General features: G+C 53.1%; 9 protein-coding genes and 1 tRNA gene. 5 read left to right on the top strand and 5 right to left on the bottom strand.

All coding sequences use genetic code 11. From position 1 onward, the window contains the following. Nucleotides 1-165: 165 nt before the first annotated feature. The 4 genes from dapD (at nt 166) to MXE39_RS05320 (ending at nt 4,413) form a co-directional block, all read left to right on the top strand. Nucleotides 166-1,008, top strand: a complete 843-nt coding sequence (dapD, locus tag MXE39_RS05335) for a 2,3,4,5-tetrahydropyridine-2,6-dicarboxylate N-succinyltransferase (protein ID WP_246977642.1) — start codon at nt 166-168, stop codon at nt 1,006-1,008. A 1,466-nt stretch (nt 1,009-2,474) separates the two neighbouring features. Then, nucleotides 2,475-2,963 carry a hypothetical protein gene (locus tag MXE39_RS05330; protein ID WP_246977641.1) on the top strand — a complete coding sequence of 163 codons (489 nt, stop codon included), beginning with the start codon at nt 2,475-2,477 and terminating at the stop codon, nt 2,961-2,963. A gap of 452 nt (nt 2,964-3,415) precedes the next feature. Then, nucleotides 3,416-3,502 (top strand) — tRNA-Leu (locus tag MXE39_RS05325). 632 nt (nt 3,503-4,134) lie between these two features. Then, complete coding sequence (locus tag MXE39_RS05320) at nt 4,135-4,413, top strand: hypothetical protein (RefSeq protein ID WP_246977640.1); 279 nt, start codon at nt 4,135-4,137, stop codon at nt 4,411-4,413. 189 nt (nt 4,414-4,602) lie between these two features. Here the strand turns inward: MXE39_RS05320 and lptG are convergent, their stop codons facing one another. The 5 genes from lptG to mltG all read right to left on the bottom strand — a co-directional run bounded on the left by lptG (nt 4,603) and on the right by mltG (nt 11,839). Then, nucleotides 4,603-5,673 (bottom strand): LPS export ABC transporter permease LptG, encoded by a 1,071-nt coding sequence (gene lptG / locus MXE39_RS05315; protein WP_246977639.1) that lies wholly within the window; start codon nt 5,671-5,673, stop codon nt 4,603-4,605. 350 nt (nt 5,674-6,023) lie between these two features. Further along, nucleotides 6,024-7,256: an LPS export ABC transporter permease LptF gene (gene lptF, locus MXE39_RS05310; RefSeq protein ID WP_246977638.1), complete on the bottom strand. Its 1,233-nt coding sequence runs from the start codon at nt 7,254-7,256 to the stop codon at nt 6,024-6,026. 680 nt (nt 7,257-7,936) lie between these two features. Continuing rightward, entirely contained in the window at nt 7,937-9,097 is a 1,161-nt protein-coding gene (locus MXE39_RS05305; RefSeq protein ID WP_246977637.1) for a DNA polymerase III subunit delta', read from the bottom strand. A gap of 439 nt (nt 9,098-9,536) precedes the next feature. Further along, entirely contained in the window at nt 9,537-10,172 is a 636-nt protein-coding gene (gene tmk / locus MXE39_RS05300; RefSeq protein ID WP_246977636.1) for a dTMP kinase, read from the bottom strand. Nucleotides 10,173-10,588: 416 nt separating this feature from the next. Beyond that, nucleotides 10,589-11,839: an endolytic transglycosylase MltG gene (gene mltG, locus MXE39_RS05295; RefSeq protein WP_246977635.1), complete on the bottom strand. Its 1,251-nt coding sequence runs from the start codon at nt 11,837-11,839 to the stop codon at nt 10,589-10,591. A 1,385-nt stretch (nt 11,840-13,224) separates the two neighbouring features. Between mltG and MXE39_RS05290 the strand changes: the two genes are divergently transcribed. After that, nucleotides 13,225-16,086 carry a valine--tRNA ligase gene (locus MXE39_RS05290; RefSeq protein WP_246977692.1) on the top strand — a complete coding sequence of 954 codons (2,862 nt, stop codon included), beginning with the start codon at nt 13,225-13,227 and terminating at the stop codon, nt 16,084-16,086. Nucleotides 16,087-17,376 lie beyond the last annotated feature (1,290 nt).

The following is a 17,376-nucleotide window of genomic DNA, read 5'->3' as shown; positions in this document are numbered from 1 at the left end:
CTGACAGTCAGACAGGACAAAGCCCAAGGGGAGGCTGACAGCGCTCCGGCCCATTGATGATATGCGCAGCTGCCTTAGAGCACGCGCCATGTCTGCAGCCGCTCAGGCTCTCCTGACAGCTGTACTGTCATATACCTGATAAGCTCAATACTGAGGATTGAAAAGATGACCCAGCAGCTTCAAGCCATCATCGATAATGCCTTTGAAAACCGTGCCAGCATCACCATGGCCAACTGCGACGCCAATGTACGCGCCGCTGTCAACGACGTAATTTCCGGCCTGGATGACGGCTCCTTACGTGTAGCTGAGAAGATTGACGGCGAGTGGGTCACCAATCAGTGGATCAAGAAGGCTGTACTGCTTTCTTTCAAGTTAAAGGACAACGAGCTGACCACCATTCCAGGCGGCGCTTACTATGACAAGGTTCCTTTAAAGTTCAACGGCTACACTGCCGATCGCTTTGCTGCCGAATCTACCCGTGCCGTTCCAGGTGCCGTAGTCCGTCAGGGCGCCTTCCTCGAGCCAAATGTTGTGCTCATGCCATCTTTCGTTAACATCGGCGCCCGCGTAGGTTCCGGCACCATGGTTGATACCTGGGCCACCGTAGGTTCCTGTGCTCAGATTGGCAAGAACGTTCACTTATCCGGCGGCGTCGGCATTGGTGGCGTACTTGAGCCAGTTCAGGCCGGCCCTACCATCATTGAAGACAACTGCTTCATCGGTGCCCGCTCCGAGGTTGTAGAGGGCGTGATCGTAGGTGAAGGCTCTGTTATTTCCATGGGCGTATTCATCGGTCAGTCCACCCGTATTTATGACCGCGCCACCGGCGAGATCATGTACGGCAAGGTTCCTCCATACTCTGTAGTAGTATCCGGCAACCTGCCATCCAAGGACGGCAAGTACTCCTTATACGCAGCCGTGATCGTAAAGCGCGTTGATGAGAAGACCCGCTCCAAGATCGGCCTTAACGAGCTCCTGCGCGAAGCCGAAGAGGAAATGCAGCGCTAAGATGCAGGTCCAAAATGCAGGGCAGACAGGCCCGGCATGGACCAGGTAAGAGAGCATGATGCTCTCATGACTGCATCCTGCCCCGTCCTTCGGGCATTACCCGAACGGGCCCATGAAAAAAGCTCACCCTTACCAGGTGAGCTTTTTTCATGGGCGCAGCACTCTTGCACTATTTAATCTGTCCAATAAGTGACAGTACCCAGCCAGACCAGGGCCGGAGCCATGCCTGAGGCCTTGTACTATGAACCATGGACCAGGGCCATTGGCATGGCCAGCGGCCCTGGGCCTTGCCCCGTCGGCACCGTCGGCACCGTATGCGCAGTCATCACACTATGTCCTGTGTTCTCAGCAGCAGCGTCCTTGCATTGGCCCTCGTTCGTGAGACTGACTGACTGACTGATGAGACTGATGCATATCCTGCTGTAACGGCTGTAATGAACTTTGCAGAGCATGAAAATCAGGCAGAAACAGACAGCTGCTAATTAAATGATCAATATCGATATTGAAAACTGAAAAAGGGGGCCTGATGCCACTGGTATGACAGGTTGAAAATGCTCTGTTTTACATAAAATAATACTGTTCAGGTACGCCCTTTTTGTGCTTATGGCACAGTACTGATTTTGCTAAGGATGCGATATTTAAGGCAAAATACTCCCATTATCGAACATATATGTGATAAAATTACTCAGATTTTCCCGGACATGTATGTCTTATCTAGGAAGAATCTCAATTATAATTGCGGTCCATTATGTCTCAGCAGAGATCAGAGGTGGCAGCCAGTGTGGCTATAAGTGCTGCAAACCCTACCCGTCTTATGCTCTCCACTGTCCATGCAGCAAGGTGGACCAGACATCAGTATCACTTATAAAAACCTGATTCCCACAGGGGTGGGAAGGTATACAGGTTATTAAGGCACGGTACCTTAATCATACATACTGCCTTTCAGGCAGGTCCAGCTCATGGCCCATACTGCCTTTCAGGCAGCCAGATCAGGTCCAGCTCATGGCCCATACTGTCTTTCAGGCAGCCAGATCAGGCCCAGCTCATGGCCCATACTGCCTGCAGATGCATAATAATGCGCTTACTCACACTGCCAGTTAAGACACCACAGTACCGGCCAAGGATACAGTTGCGATACTGTTAAATATCAGCATGCAGTCATAAAACAGGCGTCCCTGATTACATTGCAGGGGCACAAGGCAAGACTCAGACTGACATCATCACAGATTACTTTACAAAATCCATCAGATCAAAGGCAGCCCCTGCCGCACTGCATAAAGCTGCTCAGGCCCATATGTATGGCATTTTAGCCATATACATACAGGCTCTGTGGCAGCCGTGTAAGCCGCCTCCAGACTGCGCCGGATTTCTGCCAGTCAGGTATGGCACGATCCTTGATTCAGGACAGACAGTGCCTCCGGACACGTAATAATTATTTTTCGCCTCTTTAGGAGCACCTTTTAACCATGGCCAATACTAAAGCTTCAGCCGCCACCAGAAAAAAATCAGCAGCAGCCAAGAATCAGGCCCAGGAACAGGCACCGGCAGCAGCAGCAGACGCCAAGGCACCTGAGCAGGGCACTGGTAAGACTCCTAGTCTGCGTGATATGCAGGAAGCCAAGATGCGCGATCGTCGCGAAAAGATTGAGAACGCCAAGAACAAGGTGCTTGAGCAGAAGAAGCTTCAGCAGGAACGTAAGGCCAAGGCCAAAGCCGAGATGGAGAAGAAGGCACGTCGCTCCATGATTCTCTTCGTCATCGGCCTGTTTGTAATGCTGACCGCTCTTATTGCGCTCTTCCCAAGCACTCCAATGATTATCTTCAGCTCCCTGCTGATGTTCTCATTCTTCTTCCTTGGTATTGCCTATCAGCGCATGGTAATGCAGCTTCTGGTGGTAGCCATTGCCTGTGTATTTATCACGGGTGCTTTCTACATGATTATGAGCTCCATGTAGTAACAAACTGCATGTCTCAAATGGGCCTGACGGCCCTGACTACGCAGCCGGGTGCCCCACAGGGCCCCGGCTGCTTTATTTTAGCTGCACAGCACCGCCGTGCACCTGCACGTAGCAGGCCTGCCGCACACCAGGCCATAAAGGCCTGAAGCATCAAAGCCACAGCAGCCCCGCCATGCAGCCCGCTGCAGCACTGCTGAAGAGCCTGCAGCTCTTTGTGTCTTTAAGAGTTCACATCAAAGCAAGTCAAGGGGGCAGGGCAGGCGCTCAGCTGCGCCATGCTGTGTACTGGCGTGTTGCCAGGCTGGCGCGCCACTGACTGGCTGCAAAGGCACGCCCAAGGCCGCTGCAGGCCATTTACAGGCTGATTGTGCGCCTTAAGGTGAGCGCGGTGCACTCTGCAAAATCACTGGACAAGTAAAGGTATCCTTTTGTAAAATGGGCTCCGCACAGCCAAAGTGGCGGAATTGGTAGACGCAGCGGATTCAAAATCCGCCGCTAGAAATAGTGTATGGGTTCGAGCCCCATCTTTGGCACCAGCAATTGCAAAGCTCTTAAGTGAGCTTTTAATTTGCCCATATGTTGTATCTAGCACGACAGACATATGGCCTTGAAATCGGGCCAGTAATGCGAGTGAGCTCACATATGGAGCATATGCCATGCACCGCAGCGCAGCCAAATGCCGATAACTGTGTCTGGGCTAATTTTCGTTTTTTAGTATTGATACCAGTCAGAATCATAAGGATTACACCAGTGATTTTTCCTGATTCAGTGCGCTATCTGTTTTCTGGTTTAGCGACCACAGGCACTCTGTAACAAGCCCCTGCTATGCCGGTACTTATCTCAGGGCAAAGCACTATGGCAAGGCCTGGCCCGGCCACATCCACCTTCAGGCGGATCCATGGGCGAACGCCATGGCCATGACAAGGCCCCTGTCCAGCTCCAGGCCCCTGGCCGCATCGGGCATGACAAGCCACATGTTCAGCTCCAGGAGCCTGGCCAGGTCCAGGACCATGGCCGAATCAGGCATGACAAGGCGCAAGGCGCGTGCAAAATGGCGCCAGGCGCCTGGTTGTGCAGAGCCATGGCCATAGCTTAGCCCATGCCCATGAGCAGTACTGAGGGGTTGATAACTAATACGAGCTCAACTGTAAGCTCTGAGGATTGATTTATGATCAGGTATTTAGGCACCGCATTATTTGCTCTGCTGTTAAGCTGTTTCTCCATTGGGAGCGCATGGGCATTCAGCCTGTTTCCATCAGGTGGCATGTCACTGAGCGCTGAGGGCCCACAGGGTTTTAAGTGGGAATATAAGGGAGACAACTTCAGCATTGACAACAACGGCATCACCATTGGTAATGGCCAGTTTTTTGGCGACGATGACGATGATGATGACGACGACGACGATGACCGCTACGACCGTGATGATGACGATGATGATGATGATTAGTCGTCAGCTGTAAGGGCCGGCCTGAGGCCATGCAGCCCCATCAACGCAAAGAGCCACCATTCTTCAATGGTGGCTCTTTGCTTATAGGCATCAGCAGGTCGCTGTCCTCAGGGCAGCAGCTGAGCTGCCTGCGTGCTGCTGAGGTGCTTCGCTGCCTTGCTGAGCCACACTGATGCACGGCCAGGAGTGTCAGACCTTGCGGTTGAGCAGGTACAGTGAGAGCAGAATAAAGGCAGCCGGCGGCACCAGTACGCCTATGGCCGGTGGCAGACCAATAAGATAGGTAAAGCCCGGCACAATCTCATTGCACAGATAGAAGCTGAAGCCCATGGACAGACCCAGCAGTACGCGCAGGGACATAGGCACTGAGCGCAGCGAGCCGAATACAGTTGAGGCGCCCAGCATAAGCATCACTATCATGGCCAGAGGCAGGGTGAACTTCTGATAAAGGACGGTACGGTAGCGCTGGGAGTCGATACTGTTGGACTCCAGATACTCTATGTAGTCGATAAGCTCAGGCACTGAGAGCTGATCGTTTTTGAGATTGAAGATCTCAAGGCGCTCAGGGTTGAGGTAGAGCTCCCACTGTACAGACTCCTGACTGTCGAGGGTGATCTTCTTATCTCCAAAGCTGCGGCTGCTTATATCGCGCAGATCCCATTTGCGGTCCTGAGCATTGTAAAAACCTGCCTGGGCATTGGAAATCCTGATAAGACGGGTACCGTCAAAGTCAAAGCGGCTGATATCACGTATGGAACTGTCAGACATGACGGCTCTGATAAAAACAAAGCTGTCTCCCTCACGAATCCAGATACCGTTGCCTGTGCGCGACACACGGCCCTCAGAGCTGGCGTAATTGAAACGATCTTCAGCAAACTGACGCAGTTCGGGCACTATGGTCTGACCGGCCAGACTTACCAGAATTACCAGAGGGATAATCATCTTGCAGGAGCTTAAAATGATGGCTGTCTTGGACATGCCCGTGCTCTGCATGACAATGAGCTCGGAGTTTTTGGACAGCAGACCAAGGCCCACTACACCTCCAATAAGCACGGCCACCGGGAAAATCATTACCAGCATGGTAGGCGTACGCAGTGCAATGTACGAAAGCAGGAAGAGAAAGTCGATATTGCCACTGCCCAGATGACGGGTCTGGTCAATAAAGGTAATGATGGCTGTAATAACAGTAAGCACTGCTGTAGTCAGCAGGATGAAGATAAGTACTGTTTTGCCAATATAGCGATCGATTACGCCAAACATTATTGACTGTCCTCTTGCGCGCCTTGAGTATTCGTCCTGTGCCCTGTTACTGTCACGCACCGCCACAATGGCGCTGCTGCGACCGATGGGTCTTTAATTTGCTGCACCGGGGGCATTGTGCCAGATGGTCAGTGCTTTGCCAGGCATAGGCGGCCACACCGCCCATCAGTGCTTTGCCTGGCATCGGCAGCCACACCGCCCATCAGTGCTTTGCCTGGCATCGGCAGCCACACCGCCCATCAGTGCTTTGCCTGGCATCGGCAGCCACACCGCCCATCAGTGCTTTACCTGGCATCGGCAGCTGCACCAGGCATCAGTGCTTTGCCTGGCATTGGAGGCTGCACCAGGCATCAGTGCCCGTCCTTACGGTCCGGGTTGCTGTTCTCTGATCGGCCAGCTGCGGAGCCTGCATGGTCAGATGACTCTTTACCATTGTCTCCCCAGAAGCCTGCGTCGGCCTTGCGTGAGGTTGCGGCCACCTCGGCAAGAGCTGCGGCCATATTCTTTCTGCGATTGTGCCTGATATGCTTGATGTGGGCCTTTGGCAGGTTGAGCGGAATGGCTACCAGCATCAAAAAGAGCACAGGTACGGCATACATGCCAGGATAAAGCGGCAGCACACCTGTCATGACAAAGTTTCGGGTCGACATCAGGAACAGATAGTAGGCCACATAGATCAAAATGGCCGGCATCAGACGGGCAAAGCGTCCATGACGCGGATTGACCATGGAAAGAGGCACGGCCACCATGCACATAACCAGAGTGGTTAAAATCGGGATAATACGCCACTGTACCTCAACCTTTTCACGCACCCCGTCAACACGTGCCATGAGATCCATGGTGGAGGTACGGGCAATGGAGCGGCCCTGACGGGTCTCGTCGGTGATATTGGCCGATACCGGGGCCCGGAAGGAGCTGAACTCAGCTTTGCGGAAAGAGCCGTCGGCAGGATATTCATAGCGGCGGCCGTCGCTCAGTTCCAGCCAGCGTACGCCGTCCTCATCAACAAAAAGATGGCCCTCACTGGCTACGGTAATGGAGTGGTCATCAATAACGTAGATATTATTGACGTCCCTGGTCTGGGAGTCGCGGGTGACCAGCTTTTCCACGTAAATATTGAACTGACCGAAGCTTACAAATCTACCACTGTCTATAGGAAGGAATTCAGGATCATTGGCAGCCTGCTGCTCCATGGCATAGCGGGCATCGGCGGCTTTCCAGGTAAGCACCATGGAGATATAGCCCACTGCCACTGCACTGACAAGGCCCATTATCATGGCGACCATCATGATACGGCCTGGCGAGTAGCCAACGGCACGCATGACCACCATTTCCGAGTCAGTACAGATGCGGCCCAGGGTAATGATAATGGCCACATAAAGGGTAAGGGGCAAGAGGTAGACCAGAAACTCAGGCAGGGAGTAGAGCAGGAACATGGCAATAAGTCGTGGAGGAAGACCACCCACCACGGCTTCAGTCATGAGCTTGACAATACTCTGGCCGGCGAAAATTGTTACAAGCACCAGCAGCACTACCAGCTGAGATTTTAAAAGTTCTTTAAAGATGTATTTGTCTAAAAGCACTGTCTGGTCTTCCGTATCAAACCTCAGGCAGCAAGCTGCCCTGAGCAGTGATGCTTTGAAAATTCGTCTGCCTGGCCATTACCCGGCGTAAACAGCCTCAGTACATGCTAAGGCCATACAAAGGCCCGGCACGCCCATGGACGCGTAAGGCACGTCCATGAGCGGGCAAGTCCTGCTCATGAGCGCACCGTAAGCGGCCCTGAGCGCGTAAGGCCCGCTCATGAGCGCACCTTAAGCGGCGCTGAACGGGCCAGACCCGCCCATGAACAGGACCTGGCAAGTCCCGGCACGTGCCTGGGAAAGTCCCATGGTTGCCCGGGACGCTTGTGAAACCGGTTCTGAGCAAACAGCTGTGTCCTGCATGACGGATACTCCACAAACCGCCAGAGGTGCATGAGGGTACATCCTCAGAGAGCCACCACACTATGACCTGCAAAACAGGTCACTGGTTCGCCAAATAAAAGCAAAATCGTCACAATACGCCAAAAACGCTGAAAAGCCAAAACTGATGACCCTGAGGTCGCTCCCTCTTCGTTGCTAAACCTGTCCATGTTACCAGCTCTTTCCTGGTAAATTCACAGTAACACAGCGCAACCCTGGAACCACCTGGCACCGCCAGGGATGGCCAGGCGGTCATGCCCCTGCAGACCATGATTGCAGCCCTGGCGCTGCCCAGGATGTCAGCGACGGGCGCGGAAATCCTTTTTAAAGGCCTGCAGCCAGCTGCGCACCAGGGCATGAGGAGCACGGTGCGGAATAATGTTTGGTCTGTCCTGCAGATGACGCAGCAGATCAGCGGCCTCAAAAAGATGGTCACCCTGCAGGCGCTCGAGAATCTGGGCATTGCCGTGCAAAATCAGAGGAAGCTGCTCAACAGGCACCCAGGCCTTGTATTTAAGCACCTCCAGAACCAGCTCACTGAGCAGGGTGATTTGCATGGTGCGGCTTAATTTGTTGAGGCCGTCGATAAGCTCCACGTCATAAGGATCGCCTCTGTGAATGCCGTCTACCAGAGTACGCACCACGTTAATGGCCTTGATGTCTTCGCCTGAGAGCAGCATTTTCATGGCCTCAAGGGGAGCAAGGGAACTTAAGGACAGCGCAATGGCGGCACGCTCGGGAGTTACAGGGCTTTTCAGGCCCTCACAGGCTTCAAGGGCAGTACGCTCTTTTTCCTCCTGCTCAGCCGGGTCAGCAAAGGCTCGCCTGATAAGCGGCGGACGCTGATTTTCTCTGTTGAGCAGGTACTCCATGGCCTGCTCTATGGGCACATCACGGATAACAACCTTGGAAGCACGGGAAAGAATGGTAGGCAGCAGCATCTCAAGGCTGCGGGCTACCATGATAATCATGGTAGAAGGGGCCGGCTCTTCAAAGGTCTTTAAGATAGCGTTGGCCGCGCCTGTGGTCATCTTTTCGGCGCCGTCGATAATCACGACCTTGCCCACGCCGCCTACGGCCGACTCATTGATAAACTGGGGAACCTTACGCATGGTGTCAATGCGCATGGTACGGGTGCTGCGGGCCGCTTCAGGAGGAACAATCAGTCCCGAGCAGTCATGAGTGAAGTCAGCATCGCTGCCTGCCTCTTCAGCCGTGGAGCAGTAAGCTACCTTAAGGTCGGAACTTGAATAGCGGCTGAGTGACTGACAGGAAACGCAGTGACCGCATGGTCCTGACGGACTGCGGTTCTGACACAAAAAGGCACGGGCAATTTCCAGAGCCAGATGACGTCCCCCAAGGCCCGGATGTCCGGCGATAATAATTGAGGCCGGAGCACGCCCCTGACTTAAGGATGCCAGATACTGCTGGTAATAGGGTTGAAGCCAGGAAAACAACATGTAAATACTCCGCCTGTGCCATTAAATGCCTTTTCCGCGTCTGAGGCGGAAAAATCCATAAGATTATAGCCGCTAATGGCCTGCATTCGACAGTACATAAAGCTTTTATGCAGCCAGATGCCATTATACGGACCTGCACAGGACATTAAAAATCAACACTTCCCTGTCTTACAGTTTGCCCATAAGCATGCCGCCATGAGCATGGGCCAGGTATCAGCCAGGGCCCTGCTATGGTCCGTTGCCATGGCCGCCCCTGGCGCGCCCCGTCATGGCCGCACGACCTTGCTGCCCGGTAATGACAAAGGGTGGCCTCTGCCACCCTTTGTCAAAGAGCACGTATAAATTCTGAGTGCAGCTGCCTGGCCATGTCAGTCATGGCGGCCTGCTCGCCAGAGCTGCCTGTCCGCCACAGCCGCCTGTCCGCAAGGACCTGCCTGGTCTAGCCGCGTCTGTCGATAAAATCGGAGAGTACCTTTTTTACCTGGCTGCTGACACCATCAATGTTCTGTGCCCCGTCAATGACCTTGACCAGGTCTTCATGAGCACTGGCGTAGGAAGTAAAGCCCTTACGCACACGCTCAAAGAAATCAAGGGACTCCTGCTCGAAGCGGTCGGCAGCACTGCGCTTGCCTGCGCGCATCATGCCCTCTTTGACATCAATGTCAAAAAGCAGGATTAAATCAGGGTTGAAATCCCCAATGGCCACCTCTCTGATACGGCCAATAAGGTCCAGATCCATGCCACGGCCATAGCCCTGATAGGCAATGGTCGACAGGTCGAAGCGATCGGAAATGACCACTGTACCCTGCTCAAGCAGAGGCTTAATCTTGCTGTTTACCAGCTGAGCACGGGATGCATACATCAAAAGCAGCTCGGTGGTTGAGCAGATCTTTTCTTCATGATCAGGGTTTAGCAAAATGGAACGGATCTGCTCGGCAACAGCGGTACCGCCTGGCTCACGGGTACACTCAACCTTAAAGCCCCTGCCCTCAAGAAAATCTTTGATAACAGGAATCTGCGTGGACTTACCACCACCTTCACCACCCTCAAGGGTGATAAAAAAACCGCGTTGCATAGCAATACTCCAGGGGAAAAATCAGAACAAACAGCCAGCAGCTGACCGGCACCCGGGGTACAGCCCTGCTCAAAATTCAGCAAATGATATCACCGATATGACAGCGTCACAGCGTGATGTCCTGATTATTACAACTTTTGATTAAGTACTGATTAAGCAAAAAGCCCTGAGCACACCTGCAAACTCATGTGTCAGATGCGCTCAGGGCCTGTGTTTTCAGGTCCAGTCACAGCCCGGAGGGCATGCCCTGCAGGCCACCCCCTCCGAGGTCATGACATGTGGGCCACGCCAAGCCTTGTCAGGACCTGCGGGCTTTGCCCATCCTGGTAAGGACCTGATGATTTTACCATGGGCCAGCCGGGCCATGTTCATGGCCATGCCCACAGCAATGGGGCAGACGGGCCTGCATGCGACGACTACTGGCCTTCGTCCTCAGCATGCTCCTTCTTGTAGTCACTTACAGCCTTGCGGTACTGCTTAACGGCAGCGTTATGCTCCTGCAGTGTAGCTGAGAAGATGTGACCCTCCTTTGGATCCGGACCACGGGCTACAAAGTACAGGGCATCAGTCTGAGCCGGATTGAGCACGGCCTCAATAGACTCAGGAGATGGCATCGCAATAGGAGTTGGAGGCAGACCGCGTCTGGTATAGGTGTTGTAAGGGGTATCGCGGCGCAGCTGAGACAGACGCAGTGGTCCCTTGAAGTCAGGGCTTACACCATACATTACAGCCGGATCAGTCTGCAGTCTCATGCCCTTGCGCAGGCGGTTCATAAAGACACCGGCAATCAGGGCACGCTCACTTTTAAGCGAGCTTTCTCTTTCTACCAGTGAGGCAAGAATGAGTACCTGATAAGGAGTGGATACTACCTGATCGATAGCCTGATTGCGCTCTATGTAACGCTCGCGCATGAAGTTAGCCATCTTGATAAGGGCCTTGGCAATGAGCTCCAGATCGGTGGTCTTGCCCGGCTCGTACTCGTAAATGGCCGGCATGAGCAGACCCTCAAGAGTTGGATGGCTGCCACCTATGGCCTGCAGTAAGGAGGTGTCATTGTTATTTCTTATGAGCAGCGCCTCCATGAACAGATCAGGAGTAGCCAGAATCTCAGTAAGCTCCGGCTTTTTGGCAATGTCCTTATTGGCTGCAAGTCGACGCATTACCATGGTAATGGTCATACCCTCAATCAGAGGCATACCAGGCAGTTTGACCTTGATCACATTACCCTGGGCCATGTCTGTGAGAATCTCAGGGAGGGTTTTTACACCATCGATAAGGTAATCACCCTTCTGAATGACAGGGTACTCGTGATTATGCAGCCTTACCCAGGCGCTGAGAAGATAGCGGTGGTAGGCATTTCCTGTGAGGTCACGCACTACAGAGGATAAAGTTGAGCCAGGGCGAATCCTGTACGGCTCCTCCCTTGCAGGAATTACGGTTGCTGTAATAACGTCCAGCTGCTTGTAGCCCCAGAAGGCCACACCACCGACTCCCATAACCATAAGGAGAATCAGGACGAGGAAAATGCGAAACAATCCTATGCCTCTTTTGTGCTCCCGTGGAATATGCGGGTTCTGCTCACGCTCAAGCTGTTTGAGCCGGTTGAACTCGGCCCTTGCCTGCCTGCGTGCCCTGAGCATAGCCTCCTGATTTGATTCATATCCCATAGTTGCCTCGTTAATATAATTACTACAATCTGATCAGTTACCCAGCCTGCCTGTGTGCCCGTCCTGATTATGGGCACGAACTCTGCGGCATACATTTGCTGTTGCCAGCAGCGGCCAGCATGGCCACCTGCCCTGTAGACAGCTGCCGGTCTGCAGGCTGCTTGCCAGCCCAGGGCATTCCCAATGGTCAGTCCCTGGCTGCGCCATAAAAACAGCTATGGCCCCTGCCTGATCAAAAATGCCACCCATGTGGCGATGCCTGTCTGATCGCGACATCTGCACCTTGCACATGTCGGTCATGCCCTCACATATTTATCACAATTAAGCTGCATGGGCAGTTGCCCCTGGGCTTTTTGATGCTGCTGACAGTGAAGAGCAAGCGCAGAGATCAACGGTTTGTTTCCCGGAATCTTTGCGCCTGATTTGTAAAAATTAGAGCTTTGCAGGCAAAAACAGGGCACAAACTACATTCAGTGCCCCAATTTGTCAAATCCTGTGGCCCATTATGATGGCCTTTATCACAGTACCCAAGGCCACCAGTCACTGCTCAGCCCGCTCCTTGCTGTAAGTCACCTTTCCCCACAACACCACGCCTTACATCGCACCGGTCTGTCATTTCCTCATTGCAATGCCAGCTCCACAAATGCAGAGCCAGCCCCATAAATATGTAAAAGTCCATTCTGCGTGTCCCTGCCCCTTTAGCCCTGCAAGCAGCGACTTCAACTGAGGTCCTGCGCGTACGCAACTACATATTGAAACTGAAGATCTTGCTGCGGCCGGGAGTACATACCGCCAAAGCGGAGGACGTCATGGGCGGGCCCCTGCCCGCCTGACAAATGAGAAAATCCCAAAGTCAGGCCTGAATTAGAGTACAATTCTCTATTTATGCTTAAGCGGGTCGGCCAATGCCAATGCAGCCGATCTGAAACCGAGCTCATCCCCGGGCGAACCTCAACAGTAAAGTTATGGACGCCACCAGTAAAGCCTGACCTTGCAGGCATACCAGGACATGCCAAAGTGTGAACTGCCTGATGACAGATCGTAAAGCAGCGCCAGCGCTGAGCACAGCGCTGCCGTGAGCTGCCAGCTGACGTCATCGCCACACAGCCGGGCACAATTTGGCATGGCCTGAGAACAGCAACGCTGTCGGCAGGACTGACAGATACCATCATGCGGCAAGGGCTTCATTTGCCTTGCCATCAAGGGCGCGCCCTGTGGGCGTCCCAGAGGGCGGCCCTGGGGGCATTGCCCTCCGGGCATTGCCAGATGGGGGTATGCAGTCGCAGCCGTCAGAGACATGCTGTTCTGAGGCAGGGGCCGGGGACTGAGCCAGGGTGCTTTCTGTTTCACAGCCTAAAGGAATCTTAGAGAAATCTACTATGGAAATGGATAAGACCTACCAACCGGAAAATTTTGAAAGCAAAATTTACCAGAACTGGGAAGAAAAGGGCCTGTTCAAGCCAAATGGCGACAGCTCCCGACCATCATTCTCCATCGCCCTGCCTCCTCCAAATGTGACAGGATCTCTGCACATGGGTCACGCTTTCCAGCAGACCATTATGGATGCCTTAATCCGTTACCACCGCATGAAGGGTGACAACACCCTGTGGCAGTGCGGTACCGACCATGCCGGTATTGCTACCCAGATGGTAGTTGAGCGCAAGATTGCTGCCGAGGAAGGCATTACCCGTCACGACCTTGGCCGTGAAGAGTTCATCAAGCGCATCTGGCAGTGGAAAGAGCAGTCTGGTGGCACCATTACCAGCCAGATGCGCCGTCTTGGTGACTCCGTAGACTGGACACGCGAGCGCTTCACCATGGACGAGGGCCTGAGTGCTGCCGTGCTTGAGGTTTTCGTACGCCTTTATGATGAGGACCTGATTTACCGTGGCAAGCGCCTTGTAAACTGGGACCCTAAGCTGCGCACCGCCATTTCCGATCTCGAAGTTGAGAACAAGGAAGTCAAGGGCTCCATGTGGTACATCCGCTACCCTCTGGCCGATGGCGTAAAGACAAAGGAAGGCAAGGACTACCTGCTGGTAGCCACCACCCGTCCTGAGACTCTGCTTGGTGATACTGCCGTAGCCATCAATCCAAAGGATGAGCGCTTTAACGATCTGATTGGCAAGTTCCTCGAGCTGCCTCTGGTAGGCCGTCGTATTCCAGTGATCGCCGATGATCACGCCAACATGGAAACAGGTACCGGCTGCGTAAAAATCACCCCGGCCCACGACTTTAACGACTATGCCGTAGGTCGCCGTCACTCCCTGCCAATGGTCAACATCATGACCGAGGACGCCTGCATCCGTGACGCTTCCGAGGTTTACAACACCGACGGTATTGCCTCTGACGAGACTACTGATTTCATCCCTGAGAATCTGCGCGGCCTCGAGCGTTTCAAGGCCCGTGAGGTTGTTCTTGCAGACCTTGAGAAGCTTGGTCTGCTCGATCACATCGAGGATCACACCCTGTCCCAGCCTTTTGGTGACCGTGGTGGAGTGCCTATCGAGCCTCTGCTTACCGACCAGTGGTACGTTCGTGCCAGGATCCTGGGCAAGGAAGCTCTGGAGGCCGTAGAGGATGGTCGCATCAAGTTTGTACCTGCCCAGTACACCAACATGTACTACTCCTGGATGCGTGATCTGCAGGACTGGTGTATTTCCCGTCAGCTGTGGTGGGGTCACCGTATTCCTGCCTGGTATGACAAGGATGGCAAGGTCTATGTAGCCCGCAGCGAAGAGGAAGTACGCAGCAAGTACAGCCTCGGTGCCGACGTTGAGCTGACTCAGGATCCTGATGTTCTTGACACCTGGTTCTCCTCCGCTCTGTGGACCTTCTCCACCCTGGGCTGGCCTGATGATACCCAGGCAATGAAGATGTACCACCCTACATCTGTTCTGGTAACCGGCTTTGACATCATCTTCTTCTGGATTGCCCGCATGATCATGATGACCATGCACTTTATCAAGAATGAAGACGGCTCATCCCAGATTCCTTTCCACACTGTTTACGTTACAGGCCTGATTCGTGACGAAGAAGGTCAGAAGATGTCCAAGTCCAAGGGCAACGTTCTTGACCCTATCGACATGATTGACGGCATCAGTGCTGATGATCTGGTAGCCAAGCGCACCGCCAACATGATGCAGCCTCAGATAGCTGAGAAGATCGCCAAGCGTACCCGCAAGCAGTTCAAGGACGGCATAGCTCCTCACGGTACCGATGCTCTGCGCTTTACCTTATGCGCCCTTGCCTCCAATGGCCGCGACATCAACTGGGACATGAAACGCCTTGAGGGCTACCGCAACTTCTGTAACAAGCTGTGGAATGCTTCCCGCTTCGTACTGATGAATGTAACTTCAGAAAAGCTCGCCCGTCCTCAGGACAGCGATCTGTCACTTGCTGACCGCTACATTCTCTCCCGTCTGTCCAGCTGCATTGAGACCGTAGAAGGTCATATGAACAACTACCGCTTCGATCAGGTAGCTGCCACTATCTACGAGTTTATCTGGAACGAGTACTGCGACTGGTACCTTGAGTTCACCAAGGCCACCTTAAAGGATGACAATGCCACTCAGGCTCAGAAGGACGCTACCGCCTACACCCTGGTTAACGTTCTTGAGGCCATCCTGCGTATGGCCCACCCGGTCATTCCTTTCATCACTGAGACCATCTGGCAGCAGACCGCTCCAATGCTTGATCGCATGAACGCTGACCAGACCATCATGACCGCCGCCTATCCATGTGCCGGTGATTATGCCCGTGATGAAGAGGCTGAAAAGGCCATCAGCTGGATCCGTGACTTCATTACCTGTGTACGTAACCTCAGAGCCGAAATGAAGGCCAGCCCTGCCATGACTCTGAGCGTCATGCTCCGTGATGCCGGTGACTTTGAGCGCTCCTGTGTGGAGAACTACTCAGCTTACCTCACCCTGCTCAGCAACATCGAAAAGCCTGTCTTTGTCGGTGACGAGACCCTGCCTCCTTGCGTATCCAAGCCTCTTGATAAGGCTGAGGTACTCATTCCTATGAAGGATCTCATCAACAAGGAAGACGAGCTCAAGCGTCTGGGCGAAATGGCTGCCAAGCTTGAAGGCCTGATTAAGGGCGGTGAGGCCAAGCTGCAGAACGAGGCTTTTGTCTCCCGCGCTCCAGCCAACATCATTGAGGGTGCCCGCGCCCAGGTTGAGCTTAATAAGGAGCAGCTGGCCAAGATCAAGGCTCAGATGGAAGAGCTCAACCGTCTGTAAGCCCCCGGCTGTCACCGGTCAGCGTGAGCCCCGGCAGGCCGTGTTTTGCCTGGCGCTGAGCGCCGGGCTGCCCTGCCGGCCGCACCGGCTAACGATGCTTACGGCAGGCAGGAGCTGCATCAGGCACTGCAGCAGCTGCGCAAACGCTTTACTGCTGCATGCTGACATCCGTGATCTGCAGCTGAAAGCCAGGACTGTGCAGCTGCACGGTCACTAACAGGGCAGATACCGGTAACCGTTTGATCACTTTTGATACATGACCAGGTGTCCATGTAAACATGCATCACTCAGGTCACAGACAGAAAATGCGTCACCCTCATATGGGGGTGACGCATTTTTTTATCTTAAAATCTCGTGAGTACACTCCCGTGAATATCTGTCTGTTTACCAATATCAACCTGGGATAAATCAGCCACATGCGAGCGAATTTAATCTGAATTTGAGGATGAGTTTTGTCTGCTGTATCAATACTCATCAATCATAAACTGTTACGTATTACACGGTCAGAAATAAGGACAACATATCGAAAAAACATGATAAAAACGTACTTTCATGTGTCGAAAAATATTGTCCTGTCATGTATCTAAATGATAGTATTGCCTCGATAATAATTCGAGCTGCCACTCTTGAGGTGTTTAGTGTGGCAGCTGTTAAAGCGATTATTTTCAGCCAGTCTCAGTGCAAGAGCTGAGTATATTATTTTGCAATGATTTACTGAGGTATTACGCTTAACATTCAGGCCGAACTCTGCCCGGCTGAGGTATGCCTCAAGGACAGGTTCTCTTTGAGAGCGTATGAATGATATGCAGAAACCTCCCCTGCTTAAAAGCCATAAGTATGGAGAGGGTCAGGACTGCCGCCTTGTACGGCCATGCTGCAACATGAGCCTTCTGCATAATGTAAACTGATATTTTCGTTTGATAAGCATAACGGCACTGCCAGCAGTCAGATGCCGTCATATCATCAGCCATACCGCAAGCTTCCGTGCCATCATCTGCCAGGCCATCAGCAGCTATCCGGCAGCCTGCGGCAGCCCTGATGCGTGGTTCTCATCAAAATATGCACACTTAAGCCTGTTAAGGACTTATCTGATTTGAGAGCCGCAAAGTTATTATTGATATTTGTAATTTTAGTTGTATAACCGGATATGCTCAGAACAGCACTGACAAAGCCTCTGACCCAGGCAGAGAGATACGGCAGACATGCAGCGCTATGATGCTGCATACAGACATGTCTGCACGTTCAGTTGAACTTTCGATGCGATAATGGACAAAGGTCGCCCTGCAGCCA

This window comes from Anaerobiospirillum sp. NML120511 (assembly GCF_023050955.1).
Taxonomy (GTDB): domain Bacteria; phylum Pseudomonadota; class Gammaproteobacteria; order Enterobacterales; family Succinivibrionaceae; genus Anaerobiospirillum.
The sequence above is the reverse complement of the archived record's forward strand: the minus strand, read 5'-3'. Positions and strand labels throughout refer to the sequence as shown.

Excerpts from the sequence above, each read along its gene's own strand:
- tmk (WP_246977636.1), bottom strand. The coding sequence starts at position 10,172 with ATGCAACGCGGTTTTTTTATCACCCTTGAGGGTGGTGAAGGTGGTGGT.
- dapD (WP_246977642.1), top strand. The coding sequence starts at position 166 with ATGACCCAGCAGCTTCAAGCCATCATCGATAATGCCTTTGAAAACCGT.
- lptG (WP_246977639.1), bottom strand. The coding sequence starts at position 5,673 with ATGTTTGGCGTAATCGATCGCTATATTGGCAAAACAGTACTTATCTTC.
- mltG (WP_246977635.1), bottom strand. The coding sequence starts at position 11,839 with ATGGGATATGAATCAAATCAGGAGGCTATGCTCAGGGCACGCAGGCAG.
- MXE39_RS05330 (WP_246977641.1), top strand. The coding sequence starts at position 2,475 with ATGGCCAATACTAAAGCTTCAGCCGCCACCAGAAAAAAATCAGCAGCA.
- MXE39_RS05305 (WP_246977637.1), bottom strand. The coding sequence starts at position 9,097 with ATGTTGTTTTCCTGGCTTCAACCCTATTACCAGCAGTATCTGGCATCC.
- MXE39_RS05320 (WP_246977640.1), top strand. The coding sequence starts at position 4,135 with ATGATCAGGTATTTAGGCACCGCATTATTTGCTCTGCTGTTAAGCTGT.
- MXE39_RS05290 (WP_246977692.1), top strand. The coding sequence starts at position 13,225 with ATGGATAAGACCTACCAACCGGAAAATTTTGAAAGCAAAATTTACCAG.